At 63.2% G+C, this 16867-nt stretch carries 15 protein-coding genes; 5 read left to right on the top strand and 10 right to left on the bottom strand.

Features of this window, described 5'->3' with window-relative positions; translation table 11 throughout:
* Positions 1-45: 45 nt before the first annotated feature.
* From B0G74_RS31605 to B0G74_RS31585, 5 genes are all read right to left on the bottom strand, one after another.
* Positions 46-942: an ABC transporter permease gene (locus tag B0G74_RS31605; RefSeq protein ID WP_132379807.1), complete on the bottom strand. Its 897-nt coding sequence runs from the start codon at positions 940-942 to the stop codon at positions 46-48.
* Positions 942-1886, bottom strand: coding sequence for an ABC transporter permease (locus B0G74_RS31600; RefSeq protein WP_132379805.1), 945 nt, complete (start codon positions 1884-1886; stop codon positions 942-944). Before B0G74_RS31600 ends, B0G74_RS31605 begins: the two co-directional genes overlap by 1 nt.
* A 6-nt stretch (positions 1887-1892) precedes the next feature.
* Entirely contained in the window at positions 1893-3395 is a 1503-nt protein-coding gene (locus B0G74_RS31595; protein ID WP_132379803.1) for an ABC transporter substrate-binding protein, read from the bottom strand.
* A gap of 101 nt (positions 3396-3496) precedes the next feature.
* Positions 3497-4630, bottom strand: a complete 1134-nt coding sequence (locus tag B0G74_RS31590) for an oligopeptide/dipeptide ABC transporter ATP-binding protein (RefSeq protein ID WP_132379801.1) — start codon at positions 4628-4630, stop codon at positions 3497-3499.
* Positions 4627-5649, bottom strand: a complete 1023-nt coding sequence (locus B0G74_RS31585) for an ABC transporter ATP-binding protein (protein WP_132379799.1) — start codon at positions 5647-5649, stop codon at positions 4627-4629. The genes B0G74_RS31590 and B0G74_RS31585 overlap by 4 nt, the downstream gene beginning before the upstream one ends.
* A gap of 128 nt (positions 5650-5777) precedes the next feature.
* Here B0G74_RS31585 and B0G74_RS31580 point away from each other — a divergent pair, with 128 nt between their 5' ends.
* The 3 genes from B0G74_RS31580 to B0G74_RS31570 all read left to right on the top strand — a co-directional run bounded on the left by B0G74_RS31580 (position 5778) and on the right by B0G74_RS31570 (position 8486).
* Positions 5778-6644 (top strand): LysR substrate-binding domain-containing protein, encoded by an 867-nt coding sequence (locus B0G74_RS31580; protein ID WP_132379797.1) that lies wholly within the window; start codon positions 5778-5780, stop codon positions 6642-6644.
* A 130-nt stretch (positions 6645-6774) separates the two neighbouring features.
* Positions 6775-7695, top strand: coding sequence for a helix-turn-helix domain-containing protein (locus B0G74_RS31575; protein WP_132379795.1), 921 nt, complete (start codon positions 6775-6777; stop codon positions 7693-7695).
* A gap of 89 nt (positions 7696-7784) precedes the next feature.
* Complete coding sequence (locus B0G74_RS31570) at positions 7785-8486, top strand: fumarylacetoacetate hydrolase family protein (protein WP_132379793.1); 702 nt, start codon at positions 7785-7787, stop codon at positions 8484-8486.
* A 203-nt stretch (positions 8487-8689) separates the two neighbouring features.
* Here the strand turns inward: B0G74_RS31570 and B0G74_RS31565 are convergent, their stop codons facing one another.
* The 3 genes from B0G74_RS31565 to B0G74_RS31555 are packed head-to-tail and all read right to left on the bottom strand — an operon-like array spanning position 8690 to position 12067.
* On the bottom strand, positions 8690-9496 hold the full coding sequence (locus tag B0G74_RS31565; RefSeq protein WP_132379791.1) for an NAD(P)-dependent oxidoreductase: 807 nt from the start codon (positions 9494-9496) through the stop codon (positions 8690-8692).
* Between the two features lie 34 nt (positions 9497-9530).
* On the bottom strand, positions 9531-10274 hold the full coding sequence (locus tag B0G74_RS31560) for a GntR family transcriptional regulator (RefSeq protein ID WP_132379789.1): 744 nt from the start codon (positions 10272-10274) through the stop codon (positions 9531-9533).
* Positions 10275-10327: 53 nt separating this feature from the next.
* On the bottom strand, positions 10328-12067 hold the full coding sequence (locus B0G74_RS31555; protein WP_132379787.1) for an IlvD/Edd family dehydratase: 1740 nt from the start codon (positions 12065-12067) through the stop codon (positions 10328-10330).
* 142 nt (positions 12068-12209) lie between these two features.
* Between B0G74_RS31555 and B0G74_RS31550 the strand changes: the two genes are divergently transcribed.
* Together B0G74_RS31550 and B0G74_RS31545 are read left to right on the top strand one after the other, a co-directional pair.
* Positions 12210-13208, top strand: a complete 999-nt coding sequence (locus B0G74_RS31550) for a D-glycerate dehydrogenase (RefSeq protein ID WP_132379785.1) — start codon at positions 12210-12212, stop codon at positions 13206-13208.
* A 41-nt stretch (positions 13209-13249) separates the two neighbouring features.
* The gene (locus B0G74_RS31545) at positions 13250-14179 is read left to right on the top strand and encodes a dihydrodipicolinate synthase family protein (protein ID WP_132379783.1); all 930 of its coding nucleotides are present in this window, start codon (positions 13250-13252) and stop codon (positions 14177-14179) included.
* Between the two features lie 70 nt (positions 14180-14249).
* On the opposite strand, the gene B0G74_RS31540 is transcribed toward B0G74_RS31545, so the two are convergent.
* Positions 14250-15416, bottom strand: coding sequence for a mandelate racemase/muconate lactonizing enzyme family protein (locus B0G74_RS31540; protein ID WP_132379781.1), 1167 nt, complete (start codon positions 15414-15416; stop codon positions 14250-14252).
* A gap of 110 nt (positions 15417-15526) precedes the next feature.
* Positions 15527-16819: an MFS transporter gene (locus tag B0G74_RS31535; RefSeq protein ID WP_132379779.1), complete on the bottom strand. Its 1293-nt coding sequence runs from the start codon at positions 16817-16819 to the stop codon at positions 15527-15529.
* Between the last annotated feature and the right edge of the window lie 48 nt (positions 16820-16867).

Genomic DNA, 16867 nt, shown 5'->3' with positions numbered 1-16867 from the left:
GTAATGAGGGGGCCGTCGGCCCATTGAGGCGGTGACGGACTCGGGTTACGACTCGCGCGGATCGAGCGCATCGCGCAGGCCGTCGCCGAGCAGGTTGAAACCGAGCACGGCCAGAAAGATCGCGATGCCCGGGAAAATCGACATCCACGGCGCCTGACTGACAAAATCCTTCGCGGTGTTGAGCATCGAACCCCACGACGGCGCCGGCGGCAGCTGGCCGAGCCCGAGAAACGACAGGCTCGCTTCGGCGATGATCGCGGTCGCGATCGTCAGGCTTGCCTGCACGATGATCGGCGGTAGCACGTTCGGCAGGATGTACCGCACGATGATCCGCGCGTGGCCGAGGCCGATTGCCCGCGCGCCTTCGACGTATTCCTCGGCCTTCACGGTGATCGCCTGGCCGCGCGTCAGCCGGACGAAGCGCGGCATCGCGGAGATGCCGATCGCGGCCATTGCGTTGGTCAGGCTCGGTCCGAGAAACGCGGCGAGCGCGATGGCGAGGATCAGGAACGGAATCGACAGCAACGCATCGGCGATTCGCGAGATCACTCCGTCGACGAGCTTGCCGAAATAGCCGGCCAGCAAGCCGAGCGGCACGCCGATCACGACCGCAATGCCGACCGACACGACGCCCGCCAGCAGCGACGCGCGCGCGCCCCACAGCAGACGGCTCAGCACGTCGCGGCCGAGTTCGTCGGTGCCGAACCAGTGCACGGCAGAAGGCGCCTGCCGCACGGTCATGAAGCTCGCCTGCACCGGGTCGTAATGCGACAGCCACGGCGCGAATACCGCCATCAGGACGATGAGCAGCACGAGCGCCGCGCCGAACACGGCGGCGCGATTGCGCATGAACTTGGCGATTCCACGACGCTTGCGGCGCGGCAGTGCGGTCGTCTGCGACGCAGCGGCCGACGCGTGAACGGGGTTGGCGGAAGTAGCCATCAGCTGCGTCTCAGTCGGGGATTGAGGAGGACGTACAGCACGTCGGCGCACAGGTTCACGACGATGAAGCACAGCGCGGTGACGAGCACGACACCCTGCACGACCGCGTAGTCGCGATTGAACACGGCATCGACAATGAGCTTGCCGAAGCCGGGGATCGTGAAAACCTGCTCGGTCAGCACCGCACCCGCGAGCAGTTCGCCGAACAGCAGCGCGAGCACCGTGACAATAGGAACCAGCGCGTTGCGAAAAGCGTGCTTGACGACGACGGTGCCGCGCAGCAGCCCCTTGGCACGCGCGGTCCGAATATAGTCGGTGCGCAGCACGCTCAGCATCGCGCTGCGCGTGTGGCGCATCAATTGCGCGCCGAGCGAGGCGCCGAGCACGAACGCGGGCATCAACATGGTCTTGATGCTGAGCCAGAAGTCTTCGGCCGGCGACACGTAGCCGGACGACGGCAGCAGGTGCCAGCGCACCGAGACGATGAAGATCAGCATGATCCCGAGCCAGAAGTTCGGGATCGACATGCCGGACAGCGCGAAGATGTTCGCACCGTAATCGAGCGCGCCGCCGCGGCTTGCGGCGGAGATGACGCCGGCCGGAATGCCGATACCGATCGCGAAGATCATCGCCATCGCCGCGAGCTGCAGTGTGACCGGCAGCTTCTGCGCGATCAGCGACGTCACCGGCACGTCGGTGCGCAGCGACGCGCCGAGATCGCCATGCACGACGTCACGAACCCACAGTGCGTATTGCGTCGGCACCGGTTCGTCGAGGTGGTACTTGACGCGCAACGACGCGATCAACTGTGGATCCTGATCTTCCCCGGCCATGGCCATCACCGGATCGCCGGGCAGCAGCTTCTGCAGGCCAAAGATCAGCATCGACACGAGAATCAGCGTCGGAATGGCGACCAGCACGCGATTCGCAATGATCTGCAGCATGATCGCTCAGCCCTTGACACTGACGCCGCGTAGGCGGATCAGGCCGTCGGGATAGGGCGTGAAGCCTTGCACCTTCTTCGACAGTTCGAACGGCCACGGCTGGCTGTAGACGTAGATGATCGGATCGTCGTCGGCGAGCAGCCTGGACGCCGCGTCGTACTGTGTTTTGCGGTCCGCGGCGGTCAGCTTCACGCGCGCCGCGTCGAGCAGCTGGTCGACTTCGGGGTTGCAGTAATGCGCGTAATTGAGGTTGCCGGCGCACGTGTTGAACTGATGCAGGTTGCCGTCCGGATCAACACGGCCCGACCAGCCGAGGTACATCGCCTCGAAGTCGCCACTGTGCGCGGCATTGAGCTCGGTCGCATAGTCGGTCGGCCGCAGCTTCAGGTTAAAGCCGGCTTCGCCGACCATCGCCTGCATCATCTGCACGATCTGGCTCGACACCGTGTTGTTGGGGTAAGTGAACTCCATGTCGACGTGCTCGTGGCCCGCCGCCTTCAGCAACGCCTTCGCCTTCGCGACGTCGCGATGCGTCATCGGCAGCGACGCGTTGTAGTAGGGGCTCGACTTCGGCACCGCCTGATTCGCCGGCGCGAAGATGCCCGCGCCGATCACCTGGTTGATCGCGTCACGGTCGATCGCGAGTTCGAACGCCTGCCGCACGCGCTTGTCTTTCAGCAGCGCGTTGCTGCGCTTGCCGTTGCCGATGTTGAACGTCACGTAGTAATAGCCGAAGCCGCTGACCGGCGCGAACTTGTAGCTCGCGTCGCTCTTGACCGACGCGACATCGGACGGCGCGAGGCGCTCAAGCATGTCGAGCGAACCCGAACGCAGGTTTGCGAGGCGCACGGTGCTGTCCGGAATCGGCAGGAAGATCACGCGCTGGACCGGGTATTTGTCCGCGTCCCAGTAGCCCGGGAATTTCTCTAGCACGACGCGATCGTTCTGCACGCGCTGAACGAACTTGTACGGGCCCGAACACACAGGATGCGCGGCGACGCCCGCCGGATCGGCCAGCGTCTTAGGCGCGAGCATCATGCCGGCGCGGTCGGTCAGCGTCGCGAGCAGCGCGGCGTCTGGCTGCTTCAGCACGATTGCGACCGTGTAGTCGTCGATCACGTCGACGTGATCGACCGACGCAAGTTCGCTCTTGCGGTTGCTCGTCGGCAACGTACGGTCGCGGTCCAGGTTCGCCTTGACGGCGGCCGCATTGAACGGCTCGTCGTCCTGGAACTTCACCCCTTGCCGCAGCTTGAACGTGAGCGTCTTGCCGTCGGCGCTCGTCGTCCACGACGTCGCGAGCATCGGCACGATCTTCAGGTCGGGCGTGATATCGACCAGCGCGTTGCACAGCGACGCAAATACGATCCGGTCGACGAGCTGCACGCTGCGTGCGGGGTCGAGCGAACCGATGTCGTCCTGCAAGCCGATCCGTATCGTCTGGCTGGTCTGGGCCATCGCGCCGGTAGCGCTGAGTGCGAGCGCCGCGGCAATCAATATTCTTCGCATGAGGACTTCCCTTTGTTTTCCAATTCACAAACGGTTTGGTGAGCGGGCAGCACAGCGGCGGCAGCTCGATTCTTCACCCGATTTTCATCTCGACCACCGGCTCAATCGCCGCCGCCAGCGGCGAGCGTCGCCTGGCGGTCGCGGTAGATCGCGAGCCGCTCGATCAATTTCGGGCTGACGCTCGTGGCCAGCGGTGCGCCGCCGCCGGCGTTCTGGATCTCGCGCCAGAAGTGGCATGCGACCTGCCGTCCGTCATCGAGCCGTTCGCTGATCGGCCGCGCTTGCGCGCAGTGCGGCTTCGCATGCGGACAGCGCGTATGGAAACGGCAACCGGAAGGCGGCGCGGTCGGACTCGGCAGATCGCCGGACAACGCAGGCTTTGCACGCCGCTCGTGCGGGCTGCTCACCGGAATCGCGCGCAGCAGCGCTTGCGTGTACGGATGCAAGGGCGCGTCGAACAGTGCATCGACTTCAGCCAGTTCGACGATCTCGCCGAGGTACATCACGGCGACGCGGTCGCTCATGTGGCGGATCACCGCGAGGTCGTGCGCGACCATGATCAGCGTGAGGCCGAGATCCTGTTTCAGTGTTTCGAGAAGATTGATCACCTGCGCCTGCACCGAGACGTCGAGCGCCGATACCGGCTCGTCGCCGACGATCAGCTTCGGCTCGCCGGCCAATGCGCGCGCAATCCCGATTCGTTGTCGCTGGCCGCCGGAGAATTCGTGCGGGAAACGGTCCGCGTAGGCGGGTTGCAGGCCAACCGTGCGCAGCAGTTGCGCGACGCGCTCGCGATGCTCGGCGCCGTTGCGCGCGAGCCCGTGCAGCGCGATCGGCTCGCCGACGATCTGGCCGATCGTCATGCCCGGATTCAGCGACGCGAATGGATCCTGAAAGATGATCTGCATTTCGCGGCGCAGCCGCCGCAGCGGCGCGCCTTGCTGATGCGTGATGTCGTTGCCTTGATAGAAGACGCGGCCGTCCGTCGAGTCGATCAAACGGAGCAGCAGGCGGCCCAGTGTGGACTTACCACAGCCCGATTCGCCGACGATCGCGAACGTCTCGCCGGGGTCGACCGCAAACGACACGTCGTTGACTGCATAGACGGTTGGCGAGCGTGTGAAGAGATGCCGCGTACCGCCAAAATGCTTCGTCAGCGCGCGCGCCTCGATGATCGGCGTCTGCGAATTCGAGGCCGGGTGTGCGAGCGGCGTCGGTGTATTGGGCGTCGTCATGCAATTTCCTTGCGCAACAGCGGCGCGGCAACCTGTTCGACCGGAGCGAGCCAGCACGCGACGCGATGCACACCGGCTATCATCTTGTCGGGCGGCGCGGCGTCGATGCAGCGTTGCTCGGCGAAGGGGCAGCGCGGCGCGAAGCGACAGCCGTTCGGCATCAACTCGGGCGACGGCACCGAACCGCGGATCGTCGCGAGCGCGCCTTCGCGCTTACCGACCGACGGAATCGCGCCCATCAGGCCGATCGTGTAGGGATGCTGCGGGTCGTCGAACAGATCGGCAACGGTGCCGTATTCAACGATGCGGCCCGCGTACATCACCGCGACGTGGTCGGCGACTTCAGCGACGACGCCAAGATCGTGCGTGATCAACACCATCGCGGTGCCGGTCTCGGCTTGCAGATTTTTCACGAGCGCCAGCACCTGCGCCTGGATCGTCACGTCGAGTGCGGTCGTCGGCTCGTCGGCGATCAACAGGCGCGGGCGGTTCGCGAGCGCCATCGCAATCATCACGCGTTGGCGCATACCGCCGGAGAGCTGATGCGGGTACGCATCGAGCCGGGTTTCCGGCGCCGGGATCCGCACGAGCCGCAGCATTTCGAGCGCCTGCTCGCGCGCCTGCCCGCGCTCGACATCGCGATGTCGCCGGATGCTTTCGGCGATCTGGTCGCCGACCGTGAACGCCGGGTTCAGCGACGTCATCGGCTCCTGAAAGATCATCGACAGCCGGTTGCCGCGAATATCAGCCAGTTCGCGCTCGGTTAGCGAGAACAGGTCCTTGCCTTCGAAATGCGCGGTGCCGGCGACGCGTTGTGCAGGCGGGCTCGCGAGCAGACCCATCAGCGCGAGCGACGTCACGCTCTTGCCACAACCCGATTCACCGACGATGCATAGTGTCTCGCCAGTGCCGACTGAGAACGACACGTCGTGGACGAGGTTCGGTACCTCGGCAGCGCGCGAGAACTTCAACGAAAAGCCGCGCACCTCCAGAACCGGTCGGCGGGCGGCATCGGTCATGCTGGGAAACTCCATATCGAGCTGGTAGTCCTGTTCAAGGCTGTCCTCGCGGCGATTATGTGGTGCGCTTCACGACAGAAAATATTAATATTTCTTACTGATACTTAACTTTTTCTTGGGGATGAGCGATGCCGACCCTGCGCATGTTGAGAACCTTTCGGGCCATCGCGCGCACCGGATCATTCGCGGCAGCGGCCAGGAGCGTCGCGCTGACCCAGGCGGCGGTCAGCTTGCAGATGCGCGGGCTCGAACAGGCGCTCGGCCGCCAGTTGTTCGACCGCAGCGGTCGGCAGATCGCGCTGAGCCGCCACGGACAAGATATCTGGCCGAAGGTCGAGCAGATTTTCGACCTCCTGGACGAACTCGAAGCGACGCCGGCGGACTCGATGGTCGGGCCGGTGACCATCGGCGCGGTGGTGTCGGTGATCGGCGCGCTCTCGCTGGTCATCGCGCGATTGAAGGCCGCGCATCCGCAACTGGATGTGCGGCTGCTGTCGTCGCGCTCCGACGAACTGGCGCGGATGGTCGAGGCGGGTGAGGTCGATATCGCGGCGGTCGTCGCGCGTGCCGACATGACGCTGCCTGACACGCTGAAGTGGACGACGCTATACACGGAGCCACTGATGCTGGTGGTCAGCCGCGAAATCGGTGACAACGACCCGCGGCGAATTCTGCGCAGCCACCCCTTTCTGCGCTTCGACCGGCGGGTGCGCACCGGGCGCGTCGTCGAGCATGCACTGCAGACAGTCGGCCTGACGGTCAACGAATACCTCGAACTCAACTCGATCGAGACAATCGTCGCGCTGGTGCGCGAAAATGTCGGCGTCGCGGTGCTGCCGCTTCTGCATCGCGGCAACTGGCAAAACGATCCCTTACTACGCGTGCTGCCGATTTCGAATTCGCCGGTGCTGCGCACGGTCGGCATGATCCAGCGCGCGTCGTATGACCGGCGCGGCATCACGCAGGCGATTATCGACACGCTGCACAACGACTGAGCGGCCTGCGCCCACCGCTTCACAGCGGTGCGTCTGCACACGACGACATATGGTCTGATACAGTACCCTGAATCAATTGGAGCATGCAGCCATGAAGGCTTCACGGGCGGCGGCATCACGCACTTACGCGATGCCTGAGCGAAGCGATCGCCTCGATTTCTACATACGCGACCAAGCCTCACGCCCCGCAATTGAAGAGCCGCACAAGCACGAATATTTTCAGATTCAGATCAACCTCGGCGGCGATACCGAACAGCACATCGGCGGAGTACGCCGACCTTTTCCTGCGGGTGCGGTCGCCTTTATCCTGCCGCATCGCTTGCATCTGATACCGCACCCCGCGCATTCGCGCTTCATTGTCATCAACTTTACGCAAGCGTTTCTACGCGCCAATACGGACGGAGTCGCGGGTCCCCTGGACCTCGAGGATGTGTCGATTACGCAGGCACCCGAACTCGCGCCGTTCAGGCTTCAGGAGTACATCGACTTCATTCTGGCGGACGCCGATCTCGCCGAAATCGAGCCGGTTCTGTCACGTATGCTGGAGGTCAATGAGACACGGCGCTTTGGTGCGAGCGCCCTCCTGCGCGGATACCTTCTCCAGTTGATTGGGATCGTATGCCAGCGACACGCGGATCAGCTACTTCGGCTTTCCTCGCGTAACGTCCAGAGACTCGGCCGACGAGATGCTCTGGTCCGTGTGGACCGTCATGTCGATGCCCATCTTGCGAGCAACGCGCTGTCTCTGACCTCTGCCGCCGCCGCTGCGTTTCTATCGCCGAACTATCTTGCGCATCTGATCAAGAAAGAGACGGGCCGGACGTTTGTCGAGTGGGTGACCGAGCGACGCATCGCACGCGCAAAGGAACTGCTGGCAAACGACAACCGGCGCATCAAGGACATCGCGTTTCTGGTCGGCTATCGAGACGAGGCCTATTTTTCGAGGCGGTTTCGTCAGTCGGTCGGTCAGTCTCCGAGCGACTTTCGCGACATGCACCGGAGTGCGGGTCAACGAAACGGCGGGGCAACCGCGCGCAAGGAAGCACCGTAAGATCGTCCTGGTGTTCAGCGGATTTGTCCTGCTCGGCAGGTTCGCAGGGCGATATCGTAGGTAGGCTAATACTACTTGCGAGGCTTACCATGACCGAATACTCGGTGACACCACCCACGATCACCTCCGTTGCTGTCAGCGGTTCGACGAGCCGATTTCCCGTGCGCCGCGTGTTCTGTGTCGGACGCAACTACGCAGAGCATGCGCGTGAAATGGGCGCCAACCCGGACCGGGACCCGCCGTTCTTTTTTTCCAAGCCTGCCGATGCAGTCGTGCCAGCGACCGGCGTCCTTCCGTATCCGCCCCTGACCTCCGACTTGCACCACGAGATTGAACTCGTCATTGCGATCGGCAAGGAAGGAAAGATCATCGCCCGCGAAGACGCACTCGATTTTGTCTGGGGCTATGGAGTCGGTGTCGATCTGACACGCCGGGATCTTCAGGCGACGGCGAAGAAACTGAGCCGCCCGTGGGACTGGGCGAAAGGCTTCGACGCGTCTGCGCCAGTGAGCGAGATCAAACCGACGTCCGAGGCGGGGCATCCATCCAGTGGCCGCATATGGTTGTCCGTGAACGGAGAAGTCCGTCAGCAAGGCGATCTCAGCGAAATGATCTGGCCTGTCGCGGACATCATCAGTTACGTGTCTCAGGCCGTGACCGTGAAGCCGGGAGACCTGATCTTCAGCGGAACACCCGCCGGCGTCGGCGCACTACGCCCAGGCGACAAGGTCGCAGGTGGAGTGGATGGCGTTGCAAACTTCAGTTTCGAGGTGGGCCCGCTGGTCGGATGAACGGGGCGCGGGAAGTCGCCTGAAGATCTCCCCTGCGAACAAGTGCGACCGGTGCGAACCGAGGCGCACTTTCGCAGCGGGACTCGAGTGTGGACGCACAGGCTCAACGTCCAACTGCTTCCTGTCGCAGGCTCATGAAGGAAGCTGATCCACGAGTACCTGCTTTAACGCGGTGCAATCGTTCCGACGATAGACCGCCGCCCTCAATCGATCAGGAGCGGATCGCCGTCGAATTCGACGAGACAGCCGGGGCCGCCATGAAACAGCGCTTCACGCGCATCTTCCGTCTTTCCCGTTGCCGCGATCTCAGCCGCGTAGAGTTCGGCATCATCTTCCGGCACGTACCCGAGATAGCGCACGTTGGCATTGTCCCAGCGATTGCGCGCGTTATTGGAGACGCCGTACACGACCGCGAAGTGGAAGTCCGGATAGTCGATACAGCGGCGCGTCACCTGCACCATGTCGCGATGGCTGATCCATGTGAAGAGGTGGCGCGGTACGGTCGGCCTGTTGTCCGGGCGAAACGAGCCGATACGGATGCACGCAACCGACATGCCGTGCTTGTCGGCGTACATCCGGCCAAGCGCCTCGCCGAACACCTTCGAGATGCCGTAACGGCTATCAGGACGCGGCTCGACGCTGTTGTCGATCATCCGGTCGCGACGATGAAAACCCACTGCATGGTTTGAACTCGCGAACACCACGCGCTTGACGCCTGCTTGCCGCGCCGCTTCGAACACGTTATAGCAACCCTCGATGTTCATATCGCGGATGCGCTCCCAGCGATCCTCGTCGGGGATGCCGGCGAGATGCACGACGACGTCGACGCCCTCCATGGCTGGCAGAAGATCCTCCAGGCGCGTGATGTTCGCCGTCACGATTTCCTCGCCTGCCTGTGCCTCGGCCTGCGGCGCAATATCGGCGAGGCGCAGCGCATAGTGGCCCTGGAAACCGGCGCGGAGCACGCGCCCAATGTGACCGGCCGCGCCGGTGATCAGTACTCGAGTCATTGATACCCTCTCCGTGATTCAGGTAAAAAAACAGCTAATCGGTTTCGCCTTTCTGTACGGCGTAGCCAGCCGAGCGGCGATGATGCGCTTCGAGATACGCATCGCGCGATGGCACCAGGTGGTCCCGGCATAACTTGATCAACGATTCCCGGTCGCCGCTCCGGAGCGCCTCGATCATCTGGTGATGCTCGGCACGAGCCTTCTCCAGATACTGGGGAAACACGATGGATACTGAACGGATCGCATGCGTGCGGCGTTCATACTCGCGAATCGCCTCGGTTAGAACCTGGCTTTCCGACAACGCAAAGAACGCATGGTGAAACGCCATGTTCGCGCGGAAGACGCGTCGCAGGTCGCCGGCGAGGGCCGCTTCGTCGTGCTCTGCCTGAATTGCCGTCAGCGCATCGAGCGCCTCGCTGCTGACCGGAAAAACGATGCGTCGCGCCGCGTCTGCTTCCAGCAATTCGCGTAGCGCATACAGTTCAATGACCTCGCGCGGTGTAAACGACTTGACCAGCGCACCTACATTCTTGCGGCGCTCCACCAGGCCGCGCCGCTCCACCTCCGCCAGCACCAGACGGGCGACGTGGCGCTTCAGGCTGAAGCGCTCGCACAGATCGTCTTCGACGAGCCGTTCGCGCGGATGCAGAACGCCAAGGACGATCTGCTCTTCGAGCTCGTCTGAGACGCTGCGCAGCGTCTCGTCGATGTTGCGGTCACGTTCGACCGTCTTCGCAGTGGGTGCAGCGGAGCGTTTGGGCTTGGCAGCGTTGCTCATAGAAAGGATCCGCAAAATGATCTAAGCCGCGAGCCTATACGAAAATATGATCTTTAACCCTTGTTTCCGTTGCCGGGAACGGTCGCGGTAATCCGGGTAGCTTGCAGAAAGTCAAAGTCGCAGCCCTCGTCGGCCTGAGTGATCGTGGTCAGAAAGAGTTTGCGATAACCACGCTCATCGGGGTCGGCCTGGCGCGCCGGCAACGCGGCGAGACGAGCCGCGATTTCCTCGTCACTGAGGGCAAGTTCGATAGACCGTTCTGCCACGCTCAGGCGAATGCGGTCGCCAGTTCGTACGACCGCGAGAGGACCGCCGATGGCCGCTTCAGGTGTGACGTGCAGCACCACTGTGCCGGACGCCGTGCCGCTCATGCGGCCATCCGAAATACGCACCATGTCTTTGACACCCTGGCGGCCGAGCTTGCGCGGGATCGGAATGTAGCCGGCTTCCGGCATCCCGGGTGCACCGACCGGACCGATCCGCTTGAGCACGAGTACGTCATGTGCTTCCACGTCCAGTTCCGGGTCGTCGATACGGCGAGCCAGATCCTCCGCGTCTTCGAAGACGACGGCCCGCCCTTCATGCTCCATCAGGCTGGCGCTTGCCGCTGACTGCTTGATGATCGCGCCGCCCGGCGCCAGGTTGCCACGCAGCACCGCAATTCCGCCTTGCGGAAAGATGGGGCGGCCAAACGGACGGACGACTTCCTGCGGGAAGCTCGCCGGGGCGGCATCCAGCTCCTCGCCGAGCGTACGGCCGGTCACAGTGAGCGCGTCGAGATGCAGCAGGCCCTTCATCTCGCGCATCACCGTGGTCAGCCCGCCGGCACGATGCAGGTCTTCCATGTAGTGCTGTCCGGACGGTTTCAAATCGACGAGGACGGGCGTCTCGCGCGCCATCCGGTCGAGTTGCTCAAGGTCGATGCGAATCCCGAGCCGGCCCGCAATGGCCGTGAGGTGAATGATGCCGTTGGTCGAGCCGCCGATTGCGAGCAACACCCGCAATGCGTTTTCGATCGCCTTGGGCGTCAGGATGGCCGCCGGACTCAGGTCTCGCCCGATCATCGCCACCGCCTGCGCGCCGGTGCGCTCCGCAATGCGGATGCGATCGGCGGTCACGGCAGGCGCGGACGCGCCACCCGGCAGCATCATGCCCAAGGCTTCCGCGATGCAGGCCATGGTGCTTGCCGTTCCCATCACCGAACAGGTCCCCACCGTTGCGACGAGTTGGTTGTTGACGGCTTCGATCTCGGCTTCGTCGATCTGGTCGCCGCGAAAACTCGCCCAGAAGCGACGGCAGTCCGTACATGCCCCCACCCGTTCGCCGCGATGCGAGCCCGTGAGCATGGCGCCCGTCACCAGCTGAATGGCGGGAACGCCCGCCGCCGCCGCGCCCATCAACTGGGCCGGTACGGTTTTGTCGCAGCCGCCGATCAGCACCACCGCGTCCATCGGCTGGGCCCGGATCATCTCCTCCGTGTCCATCGACATCAGATTGCGAAGGTACATGCTGGTCGGATGCGAAAAGCTCTCGGCGATCGAAATCGTCGGGAATTCGACAGGCAGGCCGCCAGCCAGCATCACGCCGCGTTTTACCGCCTCGATCAACTGCGGCGCGTTGCCATGGCACGGGTTGTAGGCACTGCCGGTGTTCGCGATGGCCACGATGGGACGCGACAGCGCGTCGTCCGTATAGCCCGCCCCCTTGATGAACGCCTTGCGCAGAAATAGCGAGAAACCTTCATCGCCGTAGTTCGTCAGCCCCTGCCGCAAGCCGCTTTTCTTTTCGCTCATTGTCGCTCCTGAATCGTCGATGAGATTATCAATAATCTTGACGGGAATGTTACCGATACTTATAGTCTCTCCGCAAGCGATTCTTTTCTGTTGCGGTCGGTGCCGCATATCCACTCTTCAACAGCCTTCCGCCGAGGTCTTCATGAAGCATGTCGTGGCCTATCGTTCGTTGCCTCCTGCCGTGCTGGGGCTCCTTCGTGAGCACTGCTCCGTCGAGCTGGTCGACGTTTCATCCGGCGACCTCGCGCCGTTCAGGCATGCCTTGAGCGCGGCTCACGCAATGGTCGGCAACAATCTCAAGATAACGCCGGAGATCCTCGATGCGGCGCCTCTACTCGAGGTCGCGTCCACGATTTCGGCCGGCTTCGATGCGTTCGATGTCCCCGAACTCTCACGCCGCGGCATCGTACTGACGAATACACCGGAAGAAGTCACCGAAACCACCGCCGATCTCGTATTCAGCCTGATCCTCGCAACCGCCCGGCGCATTTCGGAACTTGCCGATTGGACACGGCGCGGCCAATGGACGCGTACTGTCGGCGAGGCGCAATTCGGTGTCGACGTGCACCACAAAACGCTGGGAATCGTCGGGCTTGGGCGCATTGGCAGCGCGGTCGCCAAGCGCGCCGCCCTCGGCTTCGGCATGGACGTGATCTATTCCAATCGCTCCCGCAACCCGGAAGCGGAGGAGCGCTACGGCGCGCAATGGCGGCCGCTTCCCGAATTGCTCGCGACTGCGGACTTCGTTTGCGTGCTTGTGCCGCTATCGCCCGCCACCGAGCGGCTGATCGGCAGCGCCGAGCTCGGGACCATGAAGCCGTCGGCGATCCTCATCAACTGCGCTCGCGGCCAGGTCGTCGACGAAGTCGCCCTCATCGAACATCTTCGTGAAGGCCGCATTCGCGGCGCCGGTCTCGATGTGTTCGAACGCGAACCGGTGTCGCCGGACTCGCCGCTGCTCCAGTTGCCGAACGTGGTAGCGGTGCCGCATATCGGTTCCGCTACGCAACAGACGCGCGAAAACATGGCCATGCGCGCGGTACGCAATCTCATCGACGCACTCGACGGCCAACTCTCGTCGACCTGTGTCAATCCCGAAGCGCTCCACGCCCGCTCGTCTGCGCAACAGATCCCGGGCTGAATGGCGCGAAACACGCTCACTTCAATCAAAAGGAACACGCGATGACTTCAGTCAACCGACCCCGCGGCGTTTACTCGCCCGTGGTCACGCCGTTCACAAGAGACCTTCTTCCGGATCACGACCGCTATGTCCGTCATTGCCGATGGCTGATCGAGCAGGACGTCGGACTCGCTGTTTTCGGGACCAACTCGGAAGCGAATTCGCTCGCCGTCAGCGAGAAAATGAAGCTGCTCGAAACGTTGGTTGGCGCAGATATTCCGCTCGATCGTCTGATGCCGGGCACAGGCTGCTCGGCCCTCACCGACACGGTCGAACTAACACGCCATGCGCTTTCGCTAGGGGTGAATCATGTGCTGACGCTGCCGCCGTTCTTCTACAAGGGCGTCACCGACGAAGGCCTGTTCCGCAGCTATGCGCAGATCATCGAACGCGTGGGTTCCGACGCACTGCGCATTTATCTGTATCACATCCCGCCCGTCTCCCAGGTGCCCCTCAGCCTCGCGCTCATCGAGCGGCTGCTCGCTGCTTTCCCGGGCGTGATCGCCGGCGTGAAGGACAGTTCGGGCGACTGGGGCAACACGCAGGCCATGCTCGAGCGCTTCCAGCCGCATGGCTTCGATGTGTTCGCCGGCAGCGAGACCTTCCTGCTGGCCACCATGCGGGCGGGCGGCGTTGGCTGCATCACGGCAACCGGAAACGTCAATCCGGCGGCTATCGTGCAGTTGTATCGTCATTGGCAATCGGCCGACGCCGATGCCCGTCAGGCAGCACTGGATGCCACGCGTGCGGTGTTCGCCAAATTCCCGATGATTCCCGCACTCAAGGCAGCGATCGGCGTGTATTCCAACGATGCCGACTGGGGCGTCGTCCGCCCGCCTCTCGTCGATCTGACACCAGTGCAATGCGATGCGCTCGCCGCCGCACTCCGCGAAATCGGCTTCTCGATGCCAGGGGTCGAAGTCACCGCCTGATGCCCTGAAGAAACACCCGCCGGTTGCATGCGCAACCGGTGGTGTTTTCCAGCTATCCATGGCTTCCGCTTCAGGCCCAATCGTCTAGCGCGTATTCGTTCAGCGCGGCTTCATCGAAGTCGAATCCGAGGCCTGGACGAGTCGGCACGGTCAGGTTGCCGTCTGCGAACGACAGCTGCGTGTCCACCAGCCGACGGAAATTCAGCACCTGATCGTCAGGAAAAAATTCGACATAGCGCGCATTGGGCGTCGACGCCACCAGATGCACGTGCAGATCGTGGAACCAGTGCGGACACATCGTCACACCCACGGCCGCGGCCGACGCCGCAATCCGCCGCCATTCGCTGATCCCGCCGCATACCGCCGCGTCCGACTGAAGGATCATGGCCGCCCGCTTGTCGAGCAGCTCCTGATGCCGCCAACGCCCCGCTTCTATCTCGCCGGTCGCAACGGTCACCGGCGTGCGTCGGCTCAGTTGCGCATGACTCTCGATGTCGTCGGGACTGAACGGCTCTTCGATCCAGTACGGGTTGAACGGCTCGTACCGGCGCATGTATTCGAGCGCGGTCGGAACGTCGGACCATGCGTTGTTGGCATCGAGCATCAGCAGCACGTCGCCGCCGATCGCTTCGCGGGCGGCCCTGATCCGCGCTTCTTCGCTGCGCGGATCAAGCCGCCCTACCTTCATCTTCACCGCGCGAAACCCCAGCGCCACATAGCCGGCCATTTCCTCGCCGAGATGCTCCGGCGTCTTGCCTTCCAGATAGTAACCACCGCTGGCATAGGCCGGCACGGTGGCGCTGGATGTGCCGCCGAGATAGCGGCTCAACGGCAGGCCGGCAGCGCGTGCATTGCGGTCCCACAAGGCGATGTCGATGATGGACAGCGCACGCATGACTGAGCCCGCACGCCCTTGCAGCAGCGACTCGTCGTACATGGCGCACCACGAGCCTTCGACGTCGAGCGCGGAGCGCCCACGTAACAGCGGCGCAAACAGTTCGCGCACGGCATACGTGACCAGCATGCCGGCGCGGGTGCCGCTGTAACAAAAGCCGATGCCGTGATGGTCATCGGCTGTCGTGACGCGTACTACGGTGTAGTCGCGGGCAGTGACGAGGCGGGTCGAGAATGCAGTGTGGCGGTCAAGCGGCACGCGGATGGTGCGCGCCTCCACCGAAACGATCCGCGAACGTGTCTGATAATCGGTTTGCTCGGATTCAACAATGACATGTTTCATGGCAGTAGATCGACTCGAAAAAAACGAGATACTCGCGCGGCCACGCGTACGGCCGCGGGCGGGTGGCTCCGCCTGCGCCTCCCGGCTCCTTGCGTGGCGGGACGGACCGTTTATGCGGCGGTGGTATGCGGCCCGGCTGTCTCGCCTGCCGCGCGCCGGCCGATGACCAGCAGCATTGCCAGCACGCCGACCAGATCGACCGCCGCGCCGAGCATGAAGCCGCTGCTGTAACCACCCAGGTACTGGACCGCCAAACCCATCATGGTCGGACCGACGATGCCCGAGATGTTGCTCATCAGGTGAACAAAGCCGCTTACGCCCCCAAGATGCCTGCCGGGCACAAGCTCGTGCATGGTGGCCCAGCACGCTTGCGACGAAGCCGTCAGAAACAGTACGGCGAACGCGACAAGCAGTACTGCGGGCGTCACGGAATCGACCATACTGACGCCCACCAGGGCGAGACCCGACAGCGCGAGCGGCACGATCGCCGAGACCTTGCGCGCCAGCAGCTTGTTGCTCATGCGCTTGAAGCACGCGTCGGCAAGCAGGCCGCCACCGAAGTATCCAATCCCGCCGCATGCCCATGGCACTGCGCTCAGAAAGCTCATCTGCTTCATGTCGAGATGCAGCGCGTTGGTGAAATAGCTCGGCATCCAAGAGATGAACACGAACAGCGTGTAGTTCACCGCAAACAGGCCGACGCCAAGCGCGAGCGTGCTCGGACGAAACAGGTAGCTGCGCAGCGGCGTGCTTTCTTCGCCGCCTTCCGCAGGATGTGCCGCACTGCGGCTCGCTTCGACCATCTCGCGTTCGGCCTCGCCGACCCGCGTGCTTTGCGCCGGCTTGTCGGTAGCGAACATGCGCCAGGCGACGATCCACACCAGCCCGAACGCCGCGATGATCACAAACGACGTGCGCCAGCCGTAGGCGATGGCAATCAGTCCCACCACCGGCCCGGCGATCGCACTGCCTACCGTCTGGCCTGAAAACGTAAAGCCGACCATGGTCGCGGTTTCATGCCGGGGAAACCAGTTGGTGATGGTCCGGTTGGTCGTCGAATTCATCGGACCTTCGCCGAAGCCGAACAGCGCCCGGGAGATCAGCAACGTGCCGAATCCAGTCGCGGCCGCGGTCAACCCGCAGAGAATGGACCACGCCCCCATCGACCAGGAGAAGACCCGGCGCGGCCCATACTTGTCGGCGAGTTGTCCGCCGACGAATGCGAAGATGGAATAGCCGAAGAAGAAACTGCTGAACACTACGCCGAGTTGCGACGGCGAAAGATTCAGCTCCTTGTTCAGGACAGGCGCGACCACGCCAAGCGCCGCGCGGTCCATGTAATTGATCGCGCCCGCGATAAACAGCAGCAAGGCGACAACGTAGCGATACTTCCCAGTCTTCATGTTGTCTCTATTCCATGTAATTGAGGATACCGAATGTTGCTATCTGGC

Source organism: Paraburkholderia sp. BL9I2N2 (genome assembly GCF_004339745.1).
Taxonomy (GTDB): Bacteria; Pseudomonadota; Gammaproteobacteria; order Burkholderiales; family Burkholderiaceae; genus Paraburkholderia.
This window is presented reverse-complemented; position numbering and strand designations above follow the sequence as displayed.